The sequence below is a fragment of the Binatus soli (SeqCode) genome, from assembly GCF_050015535.1.
GTDB lineage: Bacteria > Desulfobacterota > Binatia > Binatales > Binataceae > Binatus > Binatus soli.
The window spans coordinates 69,331-94,121 of the sequence record NZ_JBEKBF010000005.1; the positions used below are offsets into that span (position 1 = coordinate 69,331).

Annotated in this window: 23 protein-coding genes and 1 tRNA gene; 7 read left to right on the forward strand and 17 right to left on the reverse strand. The window is 62.9% G+C overall.

Features of this window, described 5'->3' with window-relative positions; translation table 11 throughout:
- Positions 1 to 31: 31 nt before the first annotated feature.
- From ABR989_RS05060 to ABR989_RS05070, 3 genes are read right to left on the reverse strand one after another with little or no spacing between them, the layout of a single operon-like run.
- On the reverse strand, positions 32 to 1,231 hold the full coding sequence (locus ABR989_RS05060; RefSeq protein ID WP_428126154.1) for an aspartate aminotransferase family protein: 1,200 nt from the start codon (positions 1,229 to 1,231) through the stop codon (positions 32 to 34).
- Positions 1,228 to 2,559, reverse strand: coding sequence for an acyl-CoA reductase (locus tag ABR989_RS05065; RefSeq protein ID WP_428126156.1), 1,332 nt, complete (start codon positions 2,557 to 2,559; stop codon positions 1,228 to 1,230). Before ABR989_RS05065 ends, ABR989_RS05060 begins: the two co-directional genes overlap by 4 nt.
- On the reverse strand, positions 2,556 to 3,692 hold the full coding sequence (locus tag ABR989_RS05070) for a LuxE/PaaK family acyltransferase (RefSeq protein ID WP_428126158.1): 1,137 nt from the start codon (positions 3,690 to 3,692) through the stop codon (positions 2,556 to 2,558). Before ABR989_RS05070 ends, ABR989_RS05065 begins: the two co-directional genes overlap by 4 nt.
- Before the next feature lie 327 nt (positions 3,693 to 4,019).
- On the opposite strand from ABR989_RS05070, the gene ABR989_RS05075 reads away from it, so the two are divergent.
- Both ABR989_RS05075 and ABR989_RS05080 read left to right on the forward strand, forming a co-directional pair.
- Positions 4,020 to 4,433: a hypothetical protein gene (locus ABR989_RS05075; RefSeq protein WP_428126161.1), complete on the forward strand. Its 414-nt coding sequence runs from the start codon at positions 4,020 to 4,022 to the stop codon at positions 4,431 to 4,433.
- Positions 4,434 to 4,560: 127 nt separating this feature from the next.
- Entirely contained in the window at positions 4,561 to 5,469 is a 909-nt protein-coding gene (locus ABR989_RS05080) for a S1C family serine protease (RefSeq protein WP_428126163.1), read from the forward strand.
- Between the two features lie 91 nt (positions 5,470 to 5,560).
- Here ABR989_RS05080 and ABR989_RS05085 read toward each other — a convergent pair whose 3' ends face one another.
- The 3 genes from ABR989_RS05085 to ABR989_RS05095 form a co-directional block, all read right to left on the reverse strand.
- Positions 5,561 to 6,766, reverse strand: a complete 1,206-nt coding sequence (locus tag ABR989_RS05085; RefSeq protein WP_428126165.1) for an alpha/beta fold hydrolase — start codon at positions 6,764 to 6,766, stop codon at positions 5,561 to 5,563.
- Between the two features lie 105 nt (positions 6,767 to 6,871).
- The gene (ppdK, locus tag ABR989_RS05090; RefSeq protein WP_428126167.1) at positions 6,872 to 9,619 is read right to left on the reverse strand and encodes a pyruvate, phosphate dikinase; all 2,748 of its coding nucleotides are present in this window, start codon (positions 9,617 to 9,619) and stop codon (positions 6,872 to 6,874) included.
- A 49-nt stretch (positions 9,620 to 9,668) separates the two neighbouring features.
- The gene (locus tag ABR989_RS05095; RefSeq protein ID WP_428126407.1) at positions 9,669 to 10,988 is read right to left on the reverse strand and encodes a glycine--tRNA ligase; all 1,320 of its coding nucleotides are present in this window, start codon (positions 10,986 to 10,988) and stop codon (positions 9,669 to 9,671) included.
- A gap of 461 nt (positions 10,989 to 11,449) precedes the next feature.
- Between ABR989_RS05095 and ABR989_RS05100 the strand changes: the two genes are divergently transcribed.
- Positions 11,450 to 11,782: a hypothetical protein gene (locus tag ABR989_RS05100; protein ID WP_428126168.1), complete on the forward strand. Its 333-nt coding sequence runs from the start codon at positions 11,450 to 11,452 to the stop codon at positions 11,780 to 11,782.
- A 13-nt stretch (positions 11,783 to 11,795) separates the two neighbouring features.
- On the opposite strand, the gene ABR989_RS05105 is transcribed toward ABR989_RS05100, so the two are convergent.
- The 9 genes from ABR989_RS05105 to priA form a co-directional block, all read right to left on the reverse strand.
- Positions 11,796 to 12,134, reverse strand: a complete 339-nt coding sequence (locus ABR989_RS05105; protein ID WP_324095547.1) for a P-II family nitrogen regulator — start codon at positions 12,132 to 12,134, stop codon at positions 11,796 to 11,798.
- A 316-nt stretch (positions 12,135 to 12,450) separates the two neighbouring features.
- The gene (plsY, locus tag ABR989_RS05110) at positions 12,451 to 13,059 is read right to left on the reverse strand and encodes a glycerol-3-phosphate 1-O-acyltransferase PlsY (protein ID WP_428126171.1); all 609 of its coding nucleotides are present in this window, start codon (positions 13,057 to 13,059) and stop codon (positions 12,451 to 12,453) included.
- A gap of 144 nt (positions 13,060 to 13,203) precedes the next feature.
- Positions 13,204 to 13,278: transfer RNA gene (locus tag ABR989_RS05115), tRNA-Pro, on the reverse strand.
- 93 nt (positions 13,279 to 13,371) lie between these two features.
- Positions 13,372 to 14,052, reverse strand: coding sequence for a ribulose-phosphate 3-epimerase (rpe, locus tag ABR989_RS05120; RefSeq protein WP_428126174.1), 681 nt, complete (start codon positions 14,050 to 14,052; stop codon positions 13,372 to 13,374).
- 78 nt (positions 14,053 to 14,130) lie between these two features.
- Positions 14,131 to 15,519, reverse strand: coding sequence for a 16S rRNA (cytosine(967)-C(5))-methyltransferase RsmB (gene rsmB / locus ABR989_RS05125; protein WP_428126176.1), 1,389 nt, complete (start codon positions 15,517 to 15,519; stop codon positions 14,131 to 14,133).
- A complete protein-coding gene (gene fmt, locus ABR989_RS05130; RefSeq protein ID WP_428126409.1) occupies positions 15,516 to 16,469 on the reverse strand; it encodes a methionyl-tRNA formyltransferase in 954 nt (317 codons plus the stop codon). Before fmt ends, rsmB begins: the two co-directional genes overlap by 4 nt.
- Before the next feature lies 1 nt (position 16,470).
- Positions 16,471 to 17,013, reverse strand: coding sequence for a peptide deformylase (def, locus tag ABR989_RS05135; protein WP_428126177.1), 543 nt, complete (start codon positions 17,011 to 17,013; stop codon positions 16,471 to 16,473).
- A gap of 26 nt (positions 17,014 to 17,039) precedes the next feature.
- Positions 17,040 to 17,984 carry an alpha/beta fold hydrolase gene (locus ABR989_RS05140; RefSeq protein ID WP_428126179.1) on the reverse strand — a complete coding sequence of 315 codons (945 nt, stop codon included), beginning with the start codon at positions 17,982 to 17,984 and terminating at the stop codon, positions 17,040 to 17,042.
- 4 nt (positions 17,985 to 17,988) lie between these two features.
- The gene (gene priA, locus ABR989_RS05145) at positions 17,989 to 20,469 is read right to left on the reverse strand and encodes a replication restart helicase PriA (RefSeq protein WP_428126181.1); all 2,481 of its coding nucleotides are present in this window, start codon (positions 20,467 to 20,469) and stop codon (positions 17,989 to 17,991) included.
- 199 nt (positions 20,470 to 20,668) lie between these two features.
- Between priA and aroC the strand changes: the two genes are divergently transcribed.
- From aroC to ABR989_RS05165, 4 genes are all read left to right on the forward strand, one after another.
- Positions 20,669 to 21,835 carry a chorismate synthase gene (gene aroC / locus ABR989_RS05150; RefSeq protein ID WP_428126183.1) on the forward strand — a complete coding sequence of 389 codons (1,167 nt, stop codon included), beginning with the start codon at positions 20,669 to 20,671 and terminating at the stop codon, positions 21,833 to 21,835.
- 57 nt (positions 21,836 to 21,892) lie between these two features.
- A complete protein-coding gene (locus ABR989_RS05155) occupies positions 21,893 to 22,486 on the forward strand; it encodes a shikimate kinase (RefSeq protein WP_428126185.1) in 594 nt (197 codons plus the stop codon).
- A gap of 2 nt (positions 22,487 to 22,488) precedes the next feature.
- Positions 22,489 to 23,595 carry a 3-dehydroquinate synthase gene (gene aroB / locus ABR989_RS05160; RefSeq protein WP_428126187.1) on the forward strand — a complete coding sequence of 369 codons (1,107 nt, stop codon included), beginning with the start codon at positions 22,489 to 22,491 and terminating at the stop codon, positions 23,593 to 23,595.
- A 178-nt stretch (positions 23,596 to 23,773) separates the two neighbouring features.
- Positions 23,774 to 24,004 carry a helix-turn-helix domain-containing protein gene (locus tag ABR989_RS05165; protein WP_428126188.1) on the forward strand — a complete coding sequence of 77 codons (231 nt, stop codon included), beginning with the start codon at positions 23,774 to 23,776 and terminating at the stop codon, positions 24,002 to 24,004.
- 38 nt (positions 24,005 to 24,042) lie between these two features.
- Here ABR989_RS05165 and ABR989_RS05170 read toward each other — a convergent pair whose 3' ends face one another.
- Complete coding sequence (locus ABR989_RS05170) at positions 24,043 to 24,210, reverse strand: phosphotriesterase family protein (protein ID WP_428126411.1); 168 nt, start codon at positions 24,208 to 24,210, stop codon at positions 24,043 to 24,045.
- Positions 24,211 to 24,759 carry a signal peptidase II gene (lspA, locus tag ABR989_RS05175; RefSeq protein WP_428126190.1) on the reverse strand — a complete coding sequence of 183 codons (549 nt, stop codon included), beginning with the start codon at positions 24,757 to 24,759 and terminating at the stop codon, positions 24,211 to 24,213.
- Between the last annotated feature and the right edge of the window lie 32 nt (positions 24,760 to 24,791).

A 24,791-nucleotide genomic window follows, 5' to 3' on the forward strand; every position in this document is an offset into this window, starting at 1 on the left:
AACTGCTTTCATGATTACCAATAGCCTGACTTCAGCGCCGGGTTGCATCAAGCGCCTTTTTTATCGCGCTCAACGCATAATCGACCTCGTCCTGCATGATCGTCAGCACCGGCGCAAGCCGGACAACGTTGTCCGCGTTGAGCGTCCAGTTCAAAACCACCCCGCGCGCTAAAGTCGCCGCCACAAAGCGCCGCGCCAGCGCCGCATCGCGAAACTCGATACCCACCAGCATCCCGAGCCCGCGCACTGCCGCGATTTCCGGCGCGCGCATCCCCAGCAGCCGCCGCACGATCTCCTTGCCAATCGTCGCGGCGCGCTCGAACAGACGCTCGCGCACGATCACGTTCAGGGCAGCCAGTCCGGCCGCGCACGAAAGCGGATGGCCGCCGAAGGTCGTGATATGTCCCAGCGGCGGATCGTGCGAAAGCGTGCCAAGAAGCTCGTCGCGGCCGCACAATGCGCCCAGCGGCAGACCGCCGCCGAGCGCCTTGGCCATTACGACCATGTCGGGCACGACGCCAAAATGCTCGAGCGCGAACAGCTTGCCGGTGCGGCCAAAGCCCGTCAGCACCTCGTCGAAGATGAGCATCGCACCCGCGCGATCGCATCGTTCACGCAGCGCGCGAATGAATCCGGCCTCCGGTATGCGCACGCCGCCCTCAGCCTGCACCGGCTCGATGACCACCGCCGCGATCGTCGAATCGATTTTCGCAAGCGCCCCCTCGTCGCCGAACGGCAGATGCCGCACCGGCCCGGGTAGCGCGCCGAACGACTCGCGCATCGCGCGATTTCCCGCCAGCGCAAGCGCGCCCATCGTGTCACCGTGATACGCCCCGTCGAACGCCACGAATCCCGCCCGGCCGGTGAACTTGCGCGCCACCTTCAGCGCACATTCGATCGCTTCTGCCCCGCTGTTGGTGAAATACACGCGCTCGAGCGGTCGCGGGAGAAGCTCGGTGAGCCTTCGCGCCAGCATAACCTGGCTCTCGATTACGTACTCGCCGTACACCATGACGTGCAGATGGCGCCGCGCCTGCTCCCCGATCGCGGCGAGCACCTCGGGATGTCCATGCCCGAGGGCACAGACGCCGATCCCCGCGATGAAATCGAGATAGCGCCGCCCGTCCGACGCGACCAGCCACGAACCCTCGGCGCGCGATATCTCCAGCCCGATCGGTGCGTCGGAAGTCTGCGCCAGATTCTGGCGGAAGAAATCGCCGAGCTCACTCATCGCGCTCCAACCATCATATCGATGAACCCGCCTCCACCGTGGCGCCAATCAAGCGGCGGCGATTGCATCTCACCGGGTGCGCACACGTACGGTATCCCGATCGCTGCGACGGTTGCACCTATGTCGGCGGCTTCCGATTCATCGCCAGCGACCGCCATCGCTTCGATCCGTCCCGATACATCCGCGATGCAATCGCGAAATTCCCCGAGATCTCGCACTCCGGTCACGTGCACCGTCCTGAACCCCGGCGAAATTTTGAATGAATCCTCCAGGACCGCCCTCGGCGCGAACAAGCTTGGCCTCGGCTCGAAAACCACCGTCCATTCAAGTCCGCGACCCTCAAACAGCTCGACCGGCTCGCCCGCAATCCGCCGCCAGCGCGCGCGCTCCCGCACTCCGCGTATTTCGGCGGCGTCGCGCAATGGGATTTTTGCCGGCGGCATCGATTCCCCGATACGTTCGAGCGCCGCTGACATTCGGATCGCCAGGTCTCGCGCTACGCCGCCGGCAGGACTCACCACGAACACGTGATGGAGCGACAGGCAGCCCAGCTGCTCGAACAATGCGACATCGCGCGCGAGCAGCTCCGCGACCCTGTCGATGCGCGACGGATCGGTAGCACTCGGCGCGACTACCGCGGCGCTGACCCGGCTGCCGAATCCGATCACATTGGGTCGGTTGTGAAGCGACTCGATCGTCAGGTCGTCGCCGTACGCCACCACCCGCTCGCAATTCGCAATCAACGCCGCGGTCAGATCGGCGCGCGCGCGGCTCCAGTGGAGGACCTCGATGCGCGCGCCGGCGTCACGATCGATCTCGGCCAGCGTACGCGCAAACTCCGCGAAAAATATCGGCTCGGCCGAGGCGGTTTTGATCACCACCCCTGCGCCTGCCACCAGCGCGATCGCGATCTCATGCATCCCGGCGCCGGCAACGTTGCCTGCGGCGATGAATCCGGCCGTCTTTGGCCTGTCGATCCCGCCGCTCGACGAAACCCGCGCGGCGATCGACTTCAACGCGTCGCTTGTGAATGGTTTCAGCAGCGCGTCGATCGAGTTTTCGAGGATCGCGACGGAATACCCCGCCGAGCGCGCGATTGCGGCGATCGTTTCGCGTCGGCGCGCGTAATCCCGATCGCGCCAGAGTTCGAACGCGCGCGCCAGTGCCTTGGCCATTCGATCCGCGCCGGGGTTGATGTCTTCTGCTCCGCGCACGCGCGCGGCTGCCGATGCTATATCCGATTCGACTAGCCGTGATGAATCGAGTCCGGCCGTGCCGCCATCTCGCATGCGCACTTGCGCTTCGCTCGACGCCGTACTCACGCTCATCGCGGAGCCTCCACGCGCTCTGGGGTCACTCCCGTCCTGCGCGCCGCTTCAGTCGCGGAGAATTGCCCAATCGCCAGCGCGCAGCCGCGAGCTTCTCCCCCGTTCGCTCTGCCAAGCACGCGAACCCGGCCACGCTCGACCCACCCCAGGTCTTCCGTCATGACGGCGGACACCGAGCCGACGTTGGCCAGATCGAAGAACGTCAGCAGTCCGATCTCCCCGTCCGGCATCGGCCTCAACGTGACCGGATCCCGCGCCGTCACGCGCAGCCATGGTGGCGGAATTTTGAACCGCTCTTGCGTATTCGACACGCCGGGGCAATTGAATGCCGTCGCGTCGTAAAGCTGCGAGCACAATTCCGTCATCCCATACTCGTTGACAACCATCGCGGGCGCGATCGCGAGCAATTCGCCGGCCCGCCCGATCACCTCCGGGGCCTGCATCGGTACGGCCTGCCCTTTCGCCCCGCCGGTGTCCATCATTCGCGAACCCGGAGCGAGCCGAAGCTTCACGCCGCTGCTGCGAAGCTCGGAAAACAGCGCCGCGAATGCCGCCGTGGTGCCCAGGATGCAGACCGGTTCGCGCCGCGCCTCGGCGTCGGCAAGAAACCCGGTCGCCGCTTCAACATCGATACGGTCGCGCGATGCGACCGCCAGATGCGTGCGCGTCCCGAATTCTTCGATACACCAGCTGATCATCGCCGCCAGCGACGATTCCGCCGTCGCGTCCGCGGTCGGATGCATCGCGAGAATCGCGACTCGCCGAGCGTCGGGGAACAGCATCGTGCGCAGATGAGCGATCGCCGACGCGCGATAAATTTCGGGCCGCGCAACGATATGGCGTCCGCGGCGTTCCCGCCCCTGCGTGGTCCCGCTGGTGAGATAAATGGCTGCTTCTGCCGATCGCGCGGCTCCGTCGATCGCAAGGTCGGCGTACTTGAATGCGAGATTGCTGACCGCCGGGACGTCGTCCACGATCCGCACCGCGTCAGGATCGACGCCGCGCCCCTCGCAGTAGCGCCGATATGCGCCAACCGCCTTGAATTGATGGCGAAAAACGTCCAGCGCAAGCCGCTGGAACGATTCAGGCTCGGGCCTGTGGATAAACGTGAGAACCTGCTCGTAGATGGACATCGGATTCGCGCCACGGGCCGACGGCGCATGATAATGGCGCCACCGCGCGCGCCCATTCAATCCTGCTATCTTGGCGCTGCCCCCTTTGGACTGAAAAATACCCGTATTTACGCGGCTCTCAAAATGTTCTACACTCCGGCTGGTTGTGGGTGGCGGGGATGCCTCGGTGGCGGTCAAAGGGCCGGATAAGCGGGGCCTCGGCAGGTTACGCGCTTTATTTAACAATGCCCTCCAACGTTACCCCAATTTGGGATGTAACCAACTTTGCCATTGCGACGTACTTTTGCTAAACGCTTTGCCATCGGATTCTAGGAGAACCATCGCGAAATGAAGAAATTCGCCGCCGGCGTGATGCTAGGCTTTGTTGCCAGCTGGGCTGTTGCTTTCGCTTCGTCCAACGTGAGCCACAATGGCAATTTCTGGAACCGCCTCAATGGCGCCGCCAAGGACGGTTACGTCAATGGCTATTCCGATGCGATGCGGGTGAGCGTCGGCAAACTCGACGTCCTCAATTCCGCCGCCGATCTGTTTCATTGGAAGGGCGCCCGCCGCATTATCCATCAGCTCTCGGGACAGCTCTCGATGGGCCAGGTGACTGCGAATCAGGCGGTCAAGCGGCTCGACGACTTGTATTCGAATCAGAAGTACAGCGAGCTCGATCTCGGCGAGGCGCTGCAGACGCTTTCGATTCGCGCCAATGAGACCGCGATGCCCGATGCGCCGGTGAAGAGCGCGAAGTAAAACCATTCGACTTTCTCATCTGAGGCGGTCTCGTCACGGGCCGCCTCTTTTTTTTCGGCACACACCCTCAACGATCGCGCTTGAAACGGCAGGTCCGCGGTCCTAGCCTAATTCGCGGGACATCCACGTGAACGCGCCTGTATTTCTGCTCGAAAAAGTTCTCCGCGCCACCGTTGGCGTTCACTCGCATATTCCATCGACGCATGTCTCGACCGCGATTGGCCTGGGCACCGATCGCCGCGGCACCGGCACCGTCGTCAGCCCCGACGGACTGATCCTCACGGTTCACTACCTGTTGCTCGGCGCGCAAAACGTGATCGTCACGATGCCCGGGGGCGAGCAACTCGAGGCAAAGATCGTAGGCAAGGATTACAGCACCGGAATCGGCCTGCTGAAGATCGATTGCGGCAAAATCCCCTGCGTGGAAGTCGTGTCGTCGGAAAAATGCGTCGTCGGGCAGGAGGCGTTCACCGTCGCGAGTCTCGGCGGCGAGAAGCGATGCGCTGACTGCGGCATCATCACGTATCTCGGTCCCTTCGACGCGGTCTGGGAATTCATGCTCGACAAGTGCGTCTGCGTCACCGCCTCGTCGCTGAACATCGGGATGAGCGGCGGACCGATCTGCAATCTTCAGGCGCAAGTGATTGCCGTTTCATATTTGAACTTCGCCGACCTGAGCCGCGCGATTCTTGGCGTGCCGGGCGAAAGTTTCCTCGCCGTCCGCGATGAGTTGATCAAGCATGGCGGGCGCATCACCGCCGCACCGCGCGCCTGGCTCGGCGTGCTCTCATACACGCTGCGCGACCACGTTGTGATCGCGGGCGTGATGCCCGGCGGTCCGGGTCAGAAAGCCGGCCTGCAACAGGGCGACCTGGTTATTTCGATCGATGACGCCGACGTGGACAGCAGGCGGGTTCTCTACGAGGCGCTCCGCAACCATCGGCCCGGCGAGAACATCAATCTCAAGGTCCTGCGCAACAATCGCGTTTACCAGCTCGATATCCCCGCCATCCGCGCCGAAGATTACTTCGCCTAGCTTCCCGGACTATCAGGCGCTCGAAAAGTAATACGCCGGCCGGAGGACAAGGGTCGATGGCGTCACGGCATTTCGCAGGAACCCGACCGGTTCAGTGCGACGCGTTTGACGGTGCGCTCAGATCGTCAAACCAGCGGCGGATCCTCGGTATGGAGTGATAAGCCGTCCCATTGTGATCTTCCGGGCCCACAGATACGGCTTCGACATGGCCGCCGCGGCTCAGCGCCTCTCGCACAAAGAACTTTGCATTCTCTGGCGCAACATCCACATCCTTGTCGCCGTAATAGGCGCGAAACGGCGCCTTCGGGGCCCAGGCATAGGCCTCGTTCTCCCGGGCTGCATTCAGGAACCAGTGCGGCTGCTTGCGGTCGAAGGCGGTGAGAAATTCCGGCGTGAACAGCTCGCGCGGATTTGTCGGCAGGCTCTTGGCAAGGTCGTCGGCGTGATCGCCGTCGAGCAGGATCCCCGCTTTCGCTGCGCGCTCCGGCTTCAACACGCTTTCGAGCGGCTGGCGATAGTATGTCGAGTAGCACAACGCGAGATTGGTCAGATAGAGTGAGTCCCCGCTGGCAGCCCCTGTCATGGCCAGCGGTAATGCGATGTCAGCGACATCATAGGGACCGGCGATGCCCGCTCCCGCTATCACATGCCAGGATGGGTTGCCCAATCCCTCCAGCGCATGCTGAATAACTGCGCTCGCGTGCCCTCCCTGCGAAAAGCCGGTGATATAGATGTCAGCATTCCACCGTCGGCCCAGATCTTTGGACACGGTCTGTGCCGCACGCAGGAAATCAAGCGTCTGATCGATTGTCCCTGGATTGTAAAAGTAGGGCTGCACCCCCTTCGAGATCCCCAGACCCAGCAGGTCCGGTGCGAGATGCAGGTATCCGCCGCCGGCAAACACGCCAGACACGAGCACGCCCTCTTCAAAGCTCGGATTCGACACCGACCTCCGGCGATCCACATTGGTGCCGTGCATGTAGAGAACCGTCCCGCGCAAGGGACCGCTTTCGGGCAGGACCATCAGGCCGGACAAAAGCATCGACCTGCCATCGACCATCGACCAGTAACTAATGCGATAGAGATCTATCCCATGCGAGACCGGCACGGCTTCGCGCACTCCAGCGAACCAGAGAAAAAGCCGAAGCGCGACGGCTGGATAGGCAGCCACATGTTCAACGCGGCAAACCGATCCCCGGACTCGCGGCTCATCGTGATAGACCGGCAACCGGCCCGGTTCGGATCCGCACCTCGCAAGCATGAGCAGCCCGAAACATGCGGCGAGCAATCGCTTCATGTAGCCCTATGACACTCCATCCGCCGGGCTTTTTCGGATTCAACCGCGGCGATTCAGGCTTCGCCCGCTGCCCGTGGTGGCTTTTTCAACCGCCGGCTGGACGCACTACACGTCCTTGAAGGCAGCCTTCTTCTGCGAGGCCTCTATCGCCGCCTGCGCCGCCGCCAGCCGCGCGACCGGAATCCGATACGGCGAGCACGACACGTAATCCAGCCCGAGGCGATGGCAGAGCTTGACGCTGGCGGGATCGCCGCCATGCTCGCCGCAAATCCCGATCTTCAATTTCCGGTTCGCCTTGCGCCCGCGCTCGATCGCGATTCGCATCAACTCGCCGACTCCGGCCGGATCGAGCTCCGCGAACGGGTCCTTCTTGTAAACTCCGGCGCGAATGTAGTCGGGGAGGAATACTCCCGAGTCATCGCGCGAGATTCCATACGTCATCTGCGTCAGATCGTTGGTCCCGAATGAAAAGAATTCCGCCACCGCGCCGATCTGATCCGCAACCACGCACGCGCGCGGCACCTCGATCATCGTGCCGATCGTGAATGGCACCTTGATGCCGCGTTCCTTGAACACCGCGGCCGCCACTTCGCGAATCTGCGCCGCCAGGATGTCGAATTCCCTGCGCTCGCCGATCAGCGGCAGCATGATTTCGGGCATCGCCTTGACCCCTTGCTTGCGCAGCTCGCACGCCGCCTCGATTATCGCGCGCGCCTGTGCGTGGTAAATCTCGGGAAAGCAGATTCCCAGCCGCGAGCCGCGAAGCCCCAGCATCGGATTGACCTCGAACAGCCTGTCGCGCACCTGCTTCAGATGCTCCAGCGTGGTGCCGATTTTGGCGGCCAGGTCGCGCATCTCGCTGTCCTCATGCGGGAGAAATTCATGCAGCGGCGGATCCAGCAAACGGATCGTAACCGGCAAACCCGCCATCGCTCTCAGGATTCCGATGAAGTCCGCGCGCTGCATCGGCAGGATCTTTTCAAGCGCGCGCCCGCGCTGCTCCGCGTTCTCCGCCATGATCATTTCGCGCACGGCCGAGATTCGCTCGGGATTGAAAAACATGTGTTCGGTGCGGCACAGCCCGATTCCTTCGGCGCCGAATTCGCGCGCGATCCTGGCGTCGTTGGGAGTGTCGGCGTTGGCGCGCACTCCCAATTTGCGTTCCGCGTCCGCCCACGACAGAAATTTCTTGAAGAACGACGGCATCTCGGGATCCACCGTCGGCACGCGGCCCTCGATCACTTCGCCCGTCGATCCATCGAGCGTGATGTACTCGCCGCGGCGGACTACCGTGCCGTTGGCCGATAGCGTGCCGGCGCCGTAGTCGATTTCCAGCGCCGAGACTCCCGCCACGCACGACTTGCCCATCCCGCGTGCGACCACGGCCGCGTGACTGGTCATCCCGCCGCGTGCGGTGAGAATTCCTTCGGCGACCTGCATCCCGTGGATGTCTTCGGGCGAGGTCTCCAGCCGCACCAGGATTACTTTGCGGCCCGACGCCGCCACGGCGACTGCTTCATCGGCCGAGAACACCACTTCGCCGTTGACCGCACCCGGCGACGCCGGCAGTCCGCGCGCGATCACGTGTTTTTTGCTCGACGGGTCCAGCCGCGGATGCAGAAACTGCTCGAGCTGTTCGGGCTCGACGCGCTTCAACGCCGTCATGCGATCGATCAGCTTCTCGTCGGCCATATCCACCGCGATTCGCACTGCGGCTTGCGCCGTTCGCTTGCCGGTACGGGTCTGGAGCATGAACAGCCGATTGCGCTCGATCGTGAATTCCATGTCCTGCGTATCGCGAAAATGCTTTTCGAGCTGCGCCGAGATCTTGAGGAATTGCTTGTAAACGTCCGCAAAGCTTTCCTCGAGCGTCGAATATTGCGCCGCACGCTCGGCCTCGCTGATTCCCGCGCGCGCGGCCCATTGGCGCCCCGCCTTCAGGCTTATCTGCTTTGGGGTGCGGATGCCGGCGACGACGTCCTCGCCCTGCGCGTTGGGCAGATACTCGCCGTAGATTCCTTTCTCACCGGTGCCGGGATCGCGCGTGAATGCGACCCCGGTGGCGCAATCGTCGCCCAGGTTGCCGAACACCATCGACTGCACCGTGACCGCTGTGCCCCAATCGCCCGGGATATTGTTGATTCGCCGGTACGTGATCGCGCGATCGTTGTTCCACGAGCCGAACACCGCGCCCACCGCCATCCACAGTTGTTCGCGCGGATCCTGCGGGATGTCGCGGCCAACCCGCGAACGAATCAGCGCCCGGAACTCGCCGACCAGTTCCTGCAAGTCATCGACCTTCAGGTCGGTGTCGCTCTTGACGCCGCGCGCCGCCTTTTTGCGATCGATAATTTCCTCGAACGGATCGGGATCGTTCTTGTTCTCCGGCTTCAGCTTGAGCACCACGTCGCCGAACATCTGGCAAAAGCGCCGGTACGAGTCCCACGCGAAGCGCGGGTTGCCGCTGATTTCCGCCAGCCCCTTCATCGTCTCGTCGGTAAGACCGAGATTCAGCACCGTGTCCATCATGCCCGGCATCGAAACGCGCGCGCCCGACCGCACCGACACCAGCAACGGATTCTTCGCGTCGCCGAACGTGCGCCCGAGCGCCTTCTCGATTCGCGCCACGCCTTTCGCCACGCCTTCGGTGAGCCCCTTGGGATACTTGTGGCCGTGATCGTAAAAATAGTTGCAGACCTGCGTCGAGATCGTGAAGCCGGGCGGCACCGGCAGCTTGAGCCGCGCCATCTCGGCCAGGTTCGCGCCCTTGCCGCCCAGCAGATTGCGCATCGCGGAGCGTCCTTCCGACACGCCCGCACCGAAAAAGTAGATCTCAGGATGAATCCGACCCATGTGAAATTGTCTCTCCCGTCTCCGCATCATGCGGAAAAATTTTGTAAAGTTATGCCGGCTCCGCAGCCGCCGGGCGCGTCCAGCCTATTCGATCGCCGATCTCTTCGACCAGCCTCGCTATCGGCACCCGATCCTGCGTCATCGAGTCGCGATCGCGAACTGTCACCGTGTCGTCTTCCATCGTCTGATGATCGATCGTCACGCCGTAGGGCGTGCCGACTTCGTCCTGGCGCCGATAGCGCCGGCCGATCGAACCCGCTTGATCGTAAGCAACTGTGAAATGACGCTTCAGCGCGTCGCGGATCGCGATCGCTTTCTCGGGCTGTCCCGCCTTGCGCAGCAGCGGATAGACGGCAACCTTGATTGGCGCGAGGCGGGGATCGAGCCGCAGCACGATTCGCTCCTCGTTATCGACCACGTCCTCGTCGTATGCGTCGAGCATGAACGCGAGCATCGCGCGATCGACCCCCAGCGCGGGCTCGATCACCCACGGCCGAAAGCGCGTCTTGGTGTCCTCGTCGAAATAAGTCAGCTCCTTGCCGCTGAACTTCGCGTGCTGATCGAGGTCGTAGCTGCCGCGCTTGGCCACGCCCTCCAACTCGCCCCATCCGAACGGATACAGGAACTCGATGTCGGTAGTGCCGCTCGAATAATGCGACAATTCATCGGTCGCGTGTTCGCGGGCGCGCAGATGCTCGCGCTTGATTCCGAATTTGACGTGCCAGTTGAATCTGAAATCGACCCAGTAGCGATACCACTTCTCTTCTTCCGCGCGATCGGGACGAACGAAAAACTCCATCTCCATCTGCTCGAACTCGCGGGTGCGGAAAATGAAATTCTCGGTGGTGATTTCGTTGCGGAACGACTTGCCCTGCTGCGCGACGCCGAACGGCAGCTTCACGCGCTGCGTATCGACGACGTTCTCGAAGTTCGAGAAAATTCCCTGCGCGGTTTCCGGGCGCAGATAGACAACCGCCGCGGTGTCTTCGACCGGACCCATGAACGTCTTGAACATCAGGTTGAAGTTGCGCGCCGGCGTCAGTTCGCCGCCGCATTCGGGGCAGACGCCGCCCTTGATGCGATCGGCGCGGAAACGCTGCTTGCAGTTTTTGCAATCGACCAGCGGGTCGGTGAAATTCTTGAGATGACCCGACGCCTCCCAGGTGCGCGGATGCTGAAAAATCGCCGAGTCCAGCCCGAGCACGTCGCTGCGGTACTGCACCATCTCGCGCCACCACGCCTCCTTGACGTTGCGCTTGAGCTCGACGCCCAGCGGGCCGTAGTCAAAGGTGGATCCGAGTCCCCCGTAGATGTCGCTCGTTGGAAAAACAATTCCACGGCGCTTGCACAGGTTGACCAGTTTTTCCATCGTGACCGCGCGTTTGGCGGCGGGCACTGCGTTTTCCGCGGACAACAAAAAATTCCTCCTAAATCGCTCCGACCATCTCGAGCACGCGGTTCACGTACACGTCGCCCGCATGCATTACGAGGCCGACCCCCGCGAAGACCTCGAAACCCTCTGTCGGAGATGCTCGCAGGCTTCGGGGATATGAGTGTCGGAGATCAGGCCGATTCGCATTACGATTTGCTCCGGGCGCGCTTGCCCGCCGAGCGAATCGTGAAGCCTATCATGGCCCCGAATCCCCCGCAATTTTTATGATTTGCGGGATATTACGGCGATTTGCGCCCGCCGCCAAAGGCGTCAGCGGCGTTTTTGCAACCTCGCGCGTGCGGCATATGGCCGCTTTCCCGAAGCTCGTGCTACAAGTCCTGACCATGGGATGAGGCGGCCGGCGCGGTCGCACTTTGCGGTCGAGGAGGACTTTTTCGATGCGAATTTCGAGGCTCGTCATCTGCGCATTTGCGATTGCAGCTTCGATTGCGATTGCGGGATGCGGTCATAAGCTGGTCGCGCACAACGGCGAAAGCACCGTCGCCGTCTACCCCGACGAGGACACGTTCACGAAACTGAACGACTTGAAGAGACAAGGCCCGGTCGGCGGCGTGATCGGAGGTGTCGGCGAAGGACTCGCCGCCAAGCAGGTTGACAACAACACTCCGGTGCGGATCATCAACAGCGACGACAAAGGCTCGCAGATCGAAGTGCTCGACGGCGCGTTCAAAGGCACGCGGGGCTTCGTTCCAAGCGACAACGTGCACTGACGCGCCAGCAGCGCTACAGTGCGTTTACACCGCGCTCGCCGGTGCGGATGCGCACCACCTCTTCCATCGGCATCACGAAGATTTTCCCGTCGCCGATTCTGCCGGTTCGCGCCGCGCGCTCGATGGTCTCGACGACCTGCGCCGCCAGCTCGTCCGAAACAATTATCTCGAGCTTTACCTTGGGCAGAAAGTCCACGACGTACTCCGCACCACGGTACAGCTCGGTATGCCCCTTCTGACGGCCGAATCCCTTGACCTCGCTGACCGTGAGACCCTGCACACCGATACTCGACAACGCCTCTTTGACCTCGTCGAGCTTGAACGGTTTGATGATCGCCTCAACCTTCTTCATAAGTCTCCTCTCGGTCTCTTCTCAGACTGGCCGCGCGGGACATATGCCGGCCGACACCGCATCCTCTATTAACCATTCTCCAAGGATGCCGAGGGTTCAAGACCCCCCGTTTCGCGTGCGCGTCGGGACGGCTCAGCCAAATACCTAGTCCATCCGGCGGGATTGCGGCAACATCCAGCGCAATCGTCAACGCAAGCGCGATGCCAACCGGCATTTTCCGCTGATGCGCGTTACCGCATCATAGATACCGCTCGGTGTGGCCTTCCTGGAACCTCCACAATGCTTAGCTGGCAGGCGTCCGATTAATCCACAGGCACTAGCTGGAAGCGGCGCTGTCGCTGCGCTTGGGCTGGAACCTGGGTTCCTCGCCGCGCGATAAGCGCTGGATATTCTCGCGATGGCGAAACAGGATCAGCGCCGTCATGAGGATCGCGAGCAGCAGGTAGTGATGCGGCAAGCCCAGGGCTGCGACCGTCGGCGGCGCCGCGATCGCCGCGCCCATAGTCGCCAGCGACATGATTCGGCTTACCGCAAACACCACGCCGAACACCGCAAGTGCGACCAGAATCACCATCGGCGAGATCGCGAGCCAGATTCCCAGCGCCGCCGCGCCGCCCTTGCCGCCGCGAAAGCGGAGAAACACCGAGCAAATCGAGCCGATATACGCCGCCAGACCTGTCCACGCGACAATCGCGATTGGAAACCCCGCCGCCTGCGCCACTATCACCGGAATCGCTCCTTTCAGCACGTCGCCGGCGAACGTTATCGCAGCTGCGCTCGCACCGCCTGCCCGCGCCACGTTCGCCGTCCCGATATTGCCCGAGCCGACCGCGCGCGGATCGAAGCCGCGCATCCGGCCCACGATCACGCCGGTCGGAATCGAGCCCACGATATACGCACCAACTATCAGGAGTGCTTCAATCATTTTTTTTCAGTGAATTTCCTCCACAATGTAGCGCCCCAATGGATGTTGCCTTGCCCTACTGCGAACGCAGAAAACTTGTGGAGGAAGGGCGGAAGCATTGTGCTTGGACAGCGCCGACTAGTGGAGCAACATCACTTAAAAGAATCGGGGTGACTGGATTTGAACCAGCGACTCCTGCGTCCCGAACGCAGTGCTCTGGCCAGGCTGAGCTACACCCCGTCTCCGGTTGAGCGTTAATCGGGAGAATACAGACGAGTTTTATAGCATCCGAGGCGATACCGCGCGAGTCCGCCGAAATCGCGGGGTACCGGCTCAGATCGTCGGGCGCGTGCGCCCAATCAGATCGCGCATCTCGCCCATAATCTTGCGATAGTCGGGCTTGCCGAATATTCCCGATCCCGACACGAACACGTTGGCGCCCGCCGCCTTCACGTCCGCGATGTTATCGAGCTTCACTCCGCCATCGATCTCTACGTCGATGCTGAGTCCGCGCCGCTTCAACTCGCGCCGGATGTAGCGCAACTTGTCCAGCGCGGCCGGGATCAACTCCTGCCCGCCGAATCCCGGATGCACGCTCATCACTAGGATCATGTCGAGATGGTCGGCGAAGGGCATCACCCGGCCGGCGTCGGTCTCGGGATTGATTGCGATCGACGCGCGCGCGCCGAGGCCGCGGATTCGCTGCGCCATCGCCGGGATGTCGGGGCAAACCTCGCAATGCACCGAAATTAAATTGGCGCCCGCCTTAACGAACGCTTCGACGTATCGCGCCGGCTCTGAAATCATCAGATGCGCATCGAGCGGCAGTTTCGTCATCCTGCGCACCGACTCCAGCACCGGAATTCCAATCGAGATGTTGGGCACGAAGTGCCCGTCCATCACGTCGAAATGAATCATGTCGGCGCCCGCCTTTTCGACCGCATGAATCTCTTCGCCGAGCCGCGCAAAGTCAGCGGACAGAATCGACGGCGCTATTTTGTCGGCGGGATCCATGTGTGAAGACTCGCCTCAGTTTACTACCGCATCGTCGTCGAGCTGGATAGCGCCTACTCGATTTTCGCCCTGTACGAACTATTTGCGAACCAGCCGCGCGGCGAAAAAACCGTCCAGCCCGCCGACGTCCGGCCGCGTTTTCATGAATCCTCGCGCATCGATCACGTCTTTCAGCATGCCACCAGCCGCTACGCCGCGATCGATTTCGAAATCGCCGTGGCGCGAGAGAAATCCATCGACCACGCCTTCGCCCTCTTCGGGCGCGATGCTGCAAACCGAATACACGATCGCGCCGCCGCGACGCACGAGCGCCGCCGCATTCTCGAGCATTCGCGATTGTATTGCAGCCATTCGCGCCGGATCGCCCGGCTTGAGCCGCCACTTGATCTCCGGATGCTCCCGCAAGGTCCCGATTCCCGTGCACGGCGCATCGAGGAGCACCGATTCGAAGCTCGAGGGCGCAAGCGGTACCGCAGCGGTCAGGTCAGCGCAAACAAACTCGACATTACGATGCCGCAGTCGGCGCGCCAGGCCGCGCGCGTTCTTGAGTCCGCCCAGATTGAGGTCCACCGCAATCACTCGGCCGCGTTCGCCCACCATCTCCGCCAGATGGGTCGCCTTGCCGCCCGGCGCCGCCGCACAATCCACGACCGTCGCGCCCGCACGCGGCGCCAGCATTCGCGCGACCATCTGCGACGCCTCGGATTGCGCGTGGAACAACCCCTCGCGATACCAGCGCGACTCGAAGTGCGGCGCGCTGTTCAGCACGATCGTCTCGGGCGCGCGGCCGGGTGCGCCGATCCCGAAGCTGTCCGCGCTCAGTTTCTCGATTATCTCCGCGCGGGATCCGCGCGCGAGATTGAGCCTGATCACGTTGGGCGCGGCGTCGTTGTTCGCCGTCATCAGGCGCTCGGCATTCCCGACACCGAACCAATCGACGAATCGCTCGACCATCCAGCGTGGATGCGAATACTCGACGGCAAGATAACTTTTTTCGTTTTGCTCCCGCGACGGCATCGGCGCCGTCTCACGCGTCGCGCGGCGCATTACCGCATTGACGAAGCCCGACGCCTTGCGCGCCTCGGGAATTCGTTTGGCAATGCTGACCGCAGTATCCACCACCGCATGAGCCGGAATCCGGTCAAGAAATCGAAGCTGAAAAAGCCCCATCCGCATGATCGCCAGCGCCGCGGGCTGAATCCCTTCGAGCTTGCGTCCCGTCAGATGCGCCAGCTCGTAATCGAGGCGTCCCCTCCACGCAAGCGTCCCGAGCACCAGCCGCGTGATCAGCCGGCGATCGGCCGGCGCAAAATCGGGCAGCCGCCCGCCCAGCAGAACGTCGGCATAACCGGACTCCTGATCGACGCGGTACAGAATCTCAGCCGCCGCCAATCGCGACGCGAGCCCTTCGTCCGTCCGCGAGCCCGATCGTGCGGCCGGCTTCACTTTGGCCTGTTCTTCGCTCATGCGCCGAATCGCGCGCCGGCTTCCACGCGTTTGCCGCGAAGGAAATCAGCCGCGGAAATTCTCTTTCGCCCTGCCGCTTGCAGCTCGATCAGCCTGAGTCGTCCGGTTCCGCACTGGACCACGGGATTCGGCTTCACACTCACGATCGTGCCGGGAGGTTCATCGCTTGAGCCCGAATCCTCGAGCGCGGCAGTCCAGATGAGGACTTCGTCGCCGCCCAGACGCGTCCGCGCCACCGGCCACGGATCGTACGCGCGCGTCATCCGCTCGATCTGCACGGCACTCGCAGTCCAATCTATCACCGCATCCTTCTTTTCGACCTGTGCCGTGTAAGTAGCGATCGCTTCGTCCTGCGGTGTTTCGACCAGTGCGCCGCGCGCAGCCAGATCGATCGCCTCGAGCATTGCGTCCGCGCCAAGCTCCGCGAGCTTTTCCTTCAACGTCCCTTGCGTGTCGCTTGATTCGATCGAAATCCTGCGCTGCAAATAGACCGGGCCGGCGTCCATCCGCTCGACGATCCGCATAATCGTTACTCCCGTTTCGGCGTCGCCCGCCAGGATCGCGCCTTCGACCGGGGCGGCGCCGCGATGACGCGGCAGGAGCGATGCGTGCACGTTCATCGGCGCGATCCGCGGAACGTCGAGAATCGAAGATGGCAAAAACCGTCCGTAAGCCGCCACCACCAGGAGATCGGGCGCGAATGCTTTCAGCTCGCTTAAAAATTCCGGCGTCCGAATTTTGACGGGCTTTAGCGCCGGAATTCCACGGCGCGCCGCGAGCGCGCCGACCGCGCTCGGCTCTGTGCCGAGCCCGCGCCCGCGCGGCTGGTCGGGACGCGTGACAACTCCAACCACGCGGAAGTTGGCTCTGGGAACCGTCACGAGCCGTTCCAGGATGCGGGCCGCCAAGGCCGGCGTGCCCATGAAAACGATCTTTAGTGACTCGGCGATTTTAGATCCGCACCGTGGAGGGGCGCACGCTTTCGGCCTTGCCCTCCTTGATTAACTTCTTCAGTTTGCGCTTGTAGAGTTCGCGCTTGATTCGGCTGATGCGGTCGATGAAGAGTTTGCCGTCGAGATGATCGATCTCGTGCTGCAACGCCACCGCGAGCAACTCATCGGCTTCGATCTCGATCTCCTTCTCGTCGGGCGTCCACGCACGCACCAGCACGCGCGCCGCGCGTTCCACGTCGGCAGTGTAATCGATCACCGAAAGGCATCCCTCCTCCCAAACGATCTTGCCCTCGGCTTCGACGACCCTGGGGTTGATGAGTTTCAGCAGATGCCTGCCGGGCTGTGCATGGTCGGTGTCGAGCACGATTATCCGCTTCGATTCTCCGACCTGCGGCGCGGCAAGACCCACGCCCGGCGCGGCGTACATCGTCTGCACCATGCTGTCGATCAGCCCTTCGACGTTGCCGTTGATATTCTTGACCGGGGCGGCAGGCTGCTTGAGCGAGTCGTCGGGAAATTTGCGAATTTTCAGCAGCGCCATCTCGGATACCGCGTTTTACAAATCTATCAAAGGGTAACCGGCGCGGCGAGTCCGAGCGGCGCAAGAAACGATTCCACGGCGCGGATGCACTCGGCGGGACGCTCGATTTGAAGAAAATGCGAGGTCCCCGCGATCGCTTCGTAGGGCAGCCCCAGCTCCTCGGCCATCGCGCGTCCGATCAGCGCCGGCGCCGTCACTTCTTCCAGCGTCGGATCTCCGCACACGAGTTTTACGGGCACCGGGCAATGCGCCATCTGCGGCCACAGATCCGGATTCGCAGCACTGGAAAAAACCTGCGCCTCGTATTCGCGCGGGCAGGCAAGAATCCAATCGCCGCTGGTGCGATCGTGCCGCAGCGTCGCCCGCGCCATCAGTTCGTAAGCTTCCGGCACCCATCTTTTGAAGCGCCTGCCGAACTGCCTCGCCAGTTCCATCGGATCCTTGTAGCGCTCGGGACGCCGCGCCGCGCGCGAGGCGAGCGATTCTTTGTCGGATTGCTGGAGGCCCTGCACGGGATGCCCTTCGCGCGGATAAACCGGCGGATCGAACAGCACCAGCGCGTCGAATCGCCGTCCATACTTGAGTGCATGCATCGCAGCCGTGACGCCCGACAGCGAATGAAACAGCCCGGCGGCAGGCTTTCGGCCAAGCTCGCGATTAATCGCATGCCAGACCGCCTCCATATCGGCGACGAAGTTTTGCCACGTATGGCCTTCGGCGGTGTGCAACGGGTTGTGCCCGTGGTTGCGGAAATCGAAGACGATCACTTCGTAACGCTCGCGCAACGGTCCCCAGAATGGAAAATAACCGTCGATCGCAAGCCCGTTGCCGTGACTGAGCACAATGCGCGGCGCACCGGGGATACCGTGCTGGCGGACATGGATTGTCGCGCCGTCCTTCATCTCCACATCGAACGCGTGACGCGCGCGCGGCACATGATGCATCGGTTGAGGTTCGTTCGTCTCGTTCATTCGCTCACAGCATCCTTACCGGATCGATGTCGATCGCAAGATAAATGCCGTCGCGCTGCGCCGACGGTCCAACTTCGGCGCGCATTGCGGCGATTGCCGCGCGCATCGGTTTCAATTCGCGCGATTTTACCATCACCTGCCACCGGTAGCGCTGCTTGATCCGTTCGATCGGCGCAGGCGCCGGCCCCAGCACGCGGATTCCCTCCGGCGTCGAACCCATAGCCAGCGATTTGGCGACCGCCTCGGCCGCGCGTTTGACCAGGCGCGGCTCCGCGCCCTCGATTCGCACCATCGCGAGGCGCGCAAACGGCGGATACATAAGGTCACGGCGCAGTTGCAGCTCGCGCCGCATGAAGCGCGCGTAGTCCTGATCCCTGGCGGCGCGGATGCTGTAGTGGTTCGGCGCGTAAGTCTGGATGATCACGCGGCCCGGGCGCTCGCCACGTCCCGCGCGCCCCGCGACCTGCGTCAACAACTGAAACGTTCGCTCGGCGGAACGGAAGTCGGGCATGTTCAGCGCCATGTCGGCGTTTACCACCGCGGCCAGCGTGACGCCGGGAAAATCGAAACCCTTGGTGATCATCTGCGTGCCGACCAGGATATCTATTTCGCCCGCGCGAAGCTCAGCCAGCATCCGCGCGCGCGCTCCGCGCAGACTGCTCGTGTCGGAGTCCATTCTTTCTATCCTCGCCGCCGGCATCATCTCCGCCAACGCCTGCGTGAGTCTCTCGGTGCCGAAGCCCTGCCCCTTGAGCCCGTAGCCATGGCATTCGGGGCACGTGTCGGGCGCCGCAGTATGATTGCCGCAGTAATGGCATCGGAGCGAGCGGTCGCGCATATGAAACGTCATGCTGACGCTGCAATTCGGACACGCGATCACGTTGCCGCAGATATGGCATTGTAGAAAATTGTGAAACCCCCGGCGGTTGAGGAACACCATGCTCTGGCCGCCCGACGCGAGATTTTCGCGCAGCGCAGCGGCCAACGCCGTCGAGAGCGGCACCGCATCCGGAACTTCCACTGCTTGAGGCTTCGGCTGTGCCGGTCCCGCTCCATTTGCAGGCTTGGCCGCCGCAAGCCTGCGCGCGTCGGCGACTTCGCGCCGCATATCGACGACTTCGACCGATGCCATCGCGCGATCGTTCACGCGCCGCGAAAGCCGGATCAGCCGGTACCGTCCGCGCCGCGAATTCGCATACGACTCGCTCGACGGGGTCGCCGAGCCGAGCACGATGGGGCATTTCGAAAATCCGGCGAGCGCGACCGCGAGATCGCGTGCGTGATAGTAAATTCCTTCCTCATTTTTGTACGAAGCGTCGTGCTCCTCGTCAACGACGATCAAGCCGGCGTCGTGAATCGGCGCGAAGATCACCGAGCGCGGACCGATCATCACTCGCGCCTGCCCGCCAATCGCCGCCATCCAGCTCGCCCATCGCTCCGACACGCTCTGCGCGCTGTGGGCGACGGCGACCAGCGAACCGAAACGCGCGCGAAACGGCCGCACGATCTCGTCAGCGAGCGCGATCTCGGGCACCAGGATCAAAACGTTTCGTCCGGCGGCGAGCGCTCGCGCGGCAAGGTTCAGGTAAATTTCGGTCTTGCCGCTGGCGGTGACACCCCAGAGCAAAAACGCTTCGTAGCGCCGATGCTCGATGGCCGGTGAGATCGCGTCCAGCGCGACTTGCTGTTCATCGGTGAGATCGAACTGGGCCGCCGCGACGCTGTGGGCTGTTGCGTCGCGCGCTGCCTCGATCGCGATCAACCCGCGACGCGCGAGGCTCTTCAACGCCGCGCTCGCGCCGTCGATTTCAGCCTTCAGATCCGCGACGCGCACGCCCGTGGCGCCGGCGTTGGCGATCGCGCTGAGCACTTCGCGTTGCTTCGAGCCGCGAACGCCCTCGATGCTTGCGCCTGCCGCAAGCCGCGCGATGAAATCCGCGGTATCGCGATGCCTCCCGGTGGCAGCGTCGCGGCGCTCGAGGGTGCCGTCCGCGATGAAGCGGGCGATCGCGGCGCGCACCTCGCCGGGCGGACCGATTTTCTCAAGCCTGCGCGTGGTTGCCGCGCGCTTGGCGATCGTCTCGATAATCGCGCGCTCGACTCGCGTGAACGCGGCGCGCGCCAGCTCGTCGGGGGGAGTCGCGAGCCGATACGCAGTCCTCGACTCGACCCGCGCGACCGAAGGAATCACGCTGCGGTACGCGTCCGCAATTGAAACCATGTAGTAGGACGCGAGGAACTCCATCAGTTGCAGATGCGCGCGATCGAACAGCGGCCGCGGCTCGAGGACTTCGAGGATGGGCTTCAGTTGTCCCGTCGAAAGCCGTTCGCCGACCTCGGTGACCACTCCCGTCACCATCCGCGAGCGCAGCGGCGCCAGCACGCGATGCCCCGGCTGGATGCGCCCGTCGAGCGCCGGCGGAATCGAATACGTCAGCGTTTCGAATCCGCGCGTCGCCCCGACGATCACAACATTGGCCTGCATCCTGACTCTCTGTGCGCCGCGCCAAAACCGGCCGCGCGCATGCAACTTACACCCCGCGCGAGCGATGCGGCGAGCCGCCGGGCCGCCGAGTCCCGGCTTTGCCCGATCGATCCACCGCTTTCGCGGGCGCGTCCAGTCTGGTTGAATCGGGTGATGGAGGCCCGCCCGAACGAATACGCGCGGGAGGCGACAAAAACCGATGCTGCGATTTCTGACTGCCGGTGAATCGCACGGCCCCGAGCTGGTCGCGACGGTCGAAGGCGTGCCCGCCGGCTTCGACATCGACGTTGCCGCGATCAACGCCGACCTCGCACGCCGCCAAAAGGGCTACGGCCGCGGGGGCAGAATGCTGATCGAGAAGGACGAAGTGCGGCCGGTTTCCGGCATCCGCTTCGGCAAATCGCTCGGCAGTCCGATCACGTTCATCATCGAGAATCGCGACTTCAAGAATTGGGTCAAGCGGATGTCCGCCGAGCCCAAAGATCGCGACGCGGCGGACGTCGTCACGCGCGCGCGGCCCGGCCATGCCGACCTTGCGGGCGTGCTCAAATACAACCTCGAAGATATCCGCGACGTGCTCGAACGAGCTTCCGCGCGCGAAACCACTGCGCGCGTGGCGATCGGCGGCCTGGCAAAACAAATTCTCTCGCCATTCGGGATCGACGTGCTCGGCTACGTCGCGAGCATCGGCGCGACCGAGGCCAATACTCCCGCCGCGCTGAGCATCGAAGAGCTGCGCCGCATCACGGAAGCATCGCCAGTGCGCGTGGCGGACCCCGGCGCCGAAGGTAAAATAATTGCCGAAATCGACGAGTGCAAAAAGACCGGCGACACGCTCGGCGGCATCGTCGAGGTGATTGCGACCGGATTGCCGGTCGGGCTCGGCAGTCACGTCCAATGGGACCGCAAACTCGACGGACGCCTCGCGTTCGCGCTGCTCAGCGTGCAGGCCGCCAAAGGCGTCGAGCTGGGCCTGGGTTTCAAGGCGGGACGGATGCGCGGCTCCGAACTTCACGACGAAATCGGATACGACGCCGCGCATCGTCGCTTCACACGCTATTCCAACAATTCCGGCGGCACCGAAGGCGGCATGAGCACGGGAGAGCCGATCCGCGTACGGGTCGCGTTCAAGCCGCTATCGACGCTGATGCGCCCGTTGCGCTCGGTCGATATCAAAACCAAGGCGGAAGCAGTCGGCGCGATCGAGCGCTCCGACGTATGCGCGATTCCCGCCGCCGCCGTCATCGCGGAATCGGTGGTCGCGTTTGAACTAGCGGCGGCCTTCCTCGAAAAGTTCGGCGGCGATTCAATTGTCGAGGTTACGCGCAACTTCAAAGGCTTCCTCGAACAGGTCCGCAACTACTGAAAGGCGGGCGCGCCGGACTGCGAAGACGCGCGCACCTGAATCCGCGCTGCAACGCAAATGACGCCCAAACTGATCCTCACCGGATTCATGGCGACCGGGAAAAGCTCGGTCGGCCCGCTGGTCGCGCGCCGGCTCGGATGGGAATTCGTGGACGTCGACTCCGTAATCGTCGCGCAGGCTGGAAAACCAATCGCGCAAATCTTCGCCGACCATGGCGAGACCCATTTCCGACGGCTCGAACGCGAAGTGGTCGCGCATCTGACCGGCGATCGCCGGCGATGTCCCCAGTGCCACGGGCCGTATCCCGAAGTGATTTCGACTGGTGGCGGCGTGCTGCTTGACGAATCAAATTGCGCGGTCCTCAAGCGCGTCGGCGTGATCGTGTGTCTGACGGCGCGGCCCGAAGTCGTCGCAGCGCGCGTCGAGCGATCGAAAGCCAGGCGCCCGAAACTGACCGAGGGCAGAAAATCCACTTTGGCTCGAATCAAAGAGCTGATGGACGAGCGGGCTGACGCCTACGCTCGCGCCGATGTCCAAATCGACACCTCCGATCTCACAGTTGATCAACTCGCCGATCATGTTATCTCGGCCTTCGCCGCACATGCCGCGCGACGATGCATGCCATCGGCGGATGGCGTACGATCCGCATAGAGATGCGCACCATCCGCATAGAACTCGGGCCCGCGTCGCATAACGCTCATGTGGGCGCGGGAATCCTGGACCGGCTTGGCGACCTCGCATGCGACGCCGGACTAAAGCCCGGTTCATGCGCCGTCGTCACGGACTCCACGGTCGAAAAACTCTACGCCGCGCGCGTCGAGGACACGCTTGGCAAAAGCGGTTTCGCAGCCGCCGTAATTTCGGTGCCGCCTGGCGAAGCCTCCAAATCTCTCGCGACGCTCGAGCTTCTCTACGATCGGATGACCGAGATCGGGCTTGACCGCAACAGCGCTGTGTTCGCGCTCGGCGGCGGCGTCGTTGGCGATCTCGCTGGATTTGCGGCTGCGACCTTTCTGCGCGGCGTGGCGCTCGTACAAGTGCCGACCACGGTGGTGGCGCAAGTGGACTCCGCGCTCGGCGGCAAGACCGCGGTCAACCATCGCCACGCCAAAAACCTGATCGGCGCGTTCTACCAGCCGCGGCTGATTGTCGCCGACGTGAATTCGCTTGCAACGCTGCCGGACCGCGAGTTTCGCGAGGGCCTGGCGGAAGTCGTCAAGTATGGCGCAATCATGGACGCGCCGATGATCGCGGACCTGGAACGCGACCTCGATTCGATCGTTGCCCGCCGGCCCGATCTGCTCGAACAAGTCGTCGCGCGATCGTTGATGCACAAGGCCGCCGTCGTCGGCGCCGACGAGCGCGAAAGCGGTCTGCGCAAAACCCTGAATTTCGGCCACACCATCGGCCACGCGATCGAAGCGAGTGCTGGTTACGGCCGCTACTTTCACGGCGAGGCTGTCGCGATCGGGATGGTCGCGGCGGCCCGGCTGTCCTGCTCATATGCCGGCTTCTCAGCCGACGAAGCGTCGCGTCTCCAGCGCCTGATCGAGCGCGCCGGCTTGCCGACTGCGATGCCTCCCGGATGGCACGGCGACGACTTTATCCGCGCGCTTGGTCTCGACAAGAAACGCGCCGCTGGCGCGGTCGAATTCGTGCTGCTCGACCGCCTGGGCCATTCGTTGACCAAGAGCCTCTCGATTGACGAGATCGTCGCACCTTTGCTACAAATCGGCGCCCACGGTAAGCTAGGGTCCTGAGACTCCTGACCAGTAGCGTTCCTTAGATAACTAATTGCGACGAAGATTCCGCTTGAATGTTTGGCGCTTTTATGATGTGTTTAGTATGTGCTTAGCAGAGTAAGTCGGGCTGGTTCAACCCATACAGTAGTTAAGGGCCTGGATGACCGGGTAAACGCGCGTAGCGAAGAGGGGTCACATGGATCGATTCGATGAAATGAAAAGCAGGGTCCTGACGGTGCAGGAAGTATCGGGCTACCTCCGGGTGCATTCGTCCACGATCTATAGGATGCTGAAGAAAAATCAGCTCCCTGCATTCCGCGTCGGCAGCGACTGGCGGTTTACCGTCGAGGCAATCGACAAATGGCGCGCAGCTGTAGAGTCTGGCGCCCCACTTCCCGCAAGCGACGGCCGATTGAGTTCGAAGTAGCCGGATAACTCGGCTACGAAAATCGACGCGCCGGCCAGCTAGTTCTGGAAATACCGGCGCGGATTAACTACCAGCATCGCGCGAATCTTCGCCTTTCCTACGCCCGCCCGCTTCAGCGTCGGCACGATATTTCTAAACATGTGGGTCGGCGTCCAGTTACCCGCCGGAGCGGCGCCCTCAAATGCGTCGAGCCGGGATTTAGCTATTTAGCTGGAACGATTTGGCTTGGGCGCGGCATCGCCGCCAAACAACGACCCGAGGATGATCAGCGCGACGCCGATCGTGATCGCGCTGTCCGCGACGTTGAACACCGGGTAGTTCAGGTCGTAGTAATGCGCGCGCACAAAGTCGATCACGCGGCCGCCGCGAGTTGCACGATCGATCAGGTTTCCCGTAGCGCCGGCCAGAATCAGCGCGAAGGCGACAGAATTAATCGACACTCGCTCCGATCGCGCCAACAACACGACCAGCACGATTATCGCCGCGCACGACATCGACAGCAGAAACGCCAGGCGGGCCCACGGCGGCGCGTCGGCCAGGATGCTGAACGCCGCGCCGGGATTCAGCGTGTACGTGATGTCCAGGTAGTTCGGGACGAGCGCGATACTTTCATACAGCGCCATGTGCGACTTGACGAACAGTTTGGTTGCCTGATCGAGCACGATGATCGGAATCGTGATAGCGCCGATCAAAAGCAGGAACGGCTTGCGCGGCGCCCGGCCGGTTAATTCTTTCCCCGCTCCTTGCCCAGGCAAAGGGCTGGGAAGAGGCTTGACGCTCGATCGCT

What these genes read in the sequence shown, in the direction of transcription:
- ABR989_RS05060 (WP_428126154.1), bottom strand. Translation starts at nt 1,231, where the DNA reads ATGAGTGAGCTCGGCGATTTCTTCCGCCAGAATCTGGCGCAGACTTCC.
- ABR989_RS05065 (WP_428126156.1), bottom strand. Translation starts at nt 2,559, where the DNA reads ATGAGCGTGAGTACGGCGTCGAGCGAAGCGCAAGTGCGCATGCGAGAT.
- ABR989_RS05070 (WP_428126158.1), bottom strand. Translation starts at nt 3,692, where the DNA reads ATGTCCATCTACGAGCAGGTTCTCACGTTTATCCACAGGCCCGAGCCT.
- ABR989_RS05075 (WP_428126161.1), top strand. Translation starts at nt 4,020, where the DNA reads ATGAAGAAATTCGCCGCCGGCGTGATGCTAGGCTTTGTTGCCAGCTGG.
- ABR989_RS05085 (WP_428126165.1), bottom strand. Translation starts at nt 6,766, where the DNA reads ATGAAGCGATTGCTCGCCGCATGTTTCGGGCTGCTCATGCTTGCGAGG.
- ppdK (WP_428126167.1), bottom strand. Translation starts at nt 9,619, where the DNA reads ATGGGTCGGATTCATCCTGAGATCTACTTTTTCGGTGCGGGCGTGTCG.
- ABR989_RS05095 (WP_428126407.1), bottom strand. Translation starts at nt 10,988, where the DNA reads ATGGAAAAACTGGTCAACCTGTGCAAGCGCCGTGGAATTGTTTTTCCA.
- ABR989_RS05100 (WP_428126168.1), top strand. Translation starts at nt 11,450, where the DNA reads ATGCGAATTTCGAGGCTCGTCATCTGCGCATTTGCGATTGCAGCTTCG.
- ABR989_RS05105 (WP_324095547.1), bottom strand. Translation starts at nt 12,134, where the DNA reads ATGAAGAAGGTTGAGGCGATCATCAAACCGTTCAAGCTCGACGAGGTC.
- plsY (WP_428126171.1), bottom strand. Translation starts at nt 13,059, where the DNA reads ATGATTGAAGCACTCCTGATAGTTGGTGCGTATATCGTGGGCTCGATT.
- rpe (WP_428126174.1), bottom strand. Translation starts at nt 14,052, where the DNA reads ATGGATCCCGCCGACAAAATAGCGCCGTCGATTCTGTCCGCTGACTTT.
- rsmB (WP_428126176.1), bottom strand. Translation starts at nt 15,519, where the DNA reads ATGAGCGAAGAACAGGCCAAAGTGAAGCCGGCCGCACGATCGGGCTCG.
- def (WP_428126177.1), bottom strand. Translation starts at nt 17,013, where the DNA reads ATGGCGCTGCTGAAAATTCGCAAATTTCCCGACGACTCGCTCAAGCAG.
- ABR989_RS05140 (WP_428126179.1), bottom strand. Translation starts at nt 17,984, where the DNA reads ATGAACGAGACGAACGAACCTCAACCGATGCATCATGTGCCGCGCGCG.
- priA (WP_428126181.1), bottom strand. Translation starts at nt 20,469, where the DNA reads ATGCAGGCCAATGTTGTGATCGTCGGGGCGACGCGCGGATTCGAAACG.
- aroC (WP_428126183.1), top strand. Translation starts at nt 20,669, where the DNA reads ATGCTGCGATTTCTGACTGCCGGTGAATCGCACGGCCCCGAGCTGGTC.
- ABR989_RS05155 (WP_428126185.1), top strand. Translation starts at nt 21,893, where the DNA reads ATGACGCCCAAACTGATCCTCACCGGATTCATGGCGACCGGGAAAAGC.
- aroB (WP_428126187.1), top strand. Translation starts at nt 22,489, where the DNA reads ATGCGCACCATCCGCATAGAACTCGGGCCCGCGTCGCATAACGCTCAT.
- ABR989_RS05165 (WP_428126188.1), top strand. Translation starts at nt 23,774, where the DNA reads ATGGATCGATTCGATGAAATGAAAAGCAGGGTCCTGACGGTGCAGGAA.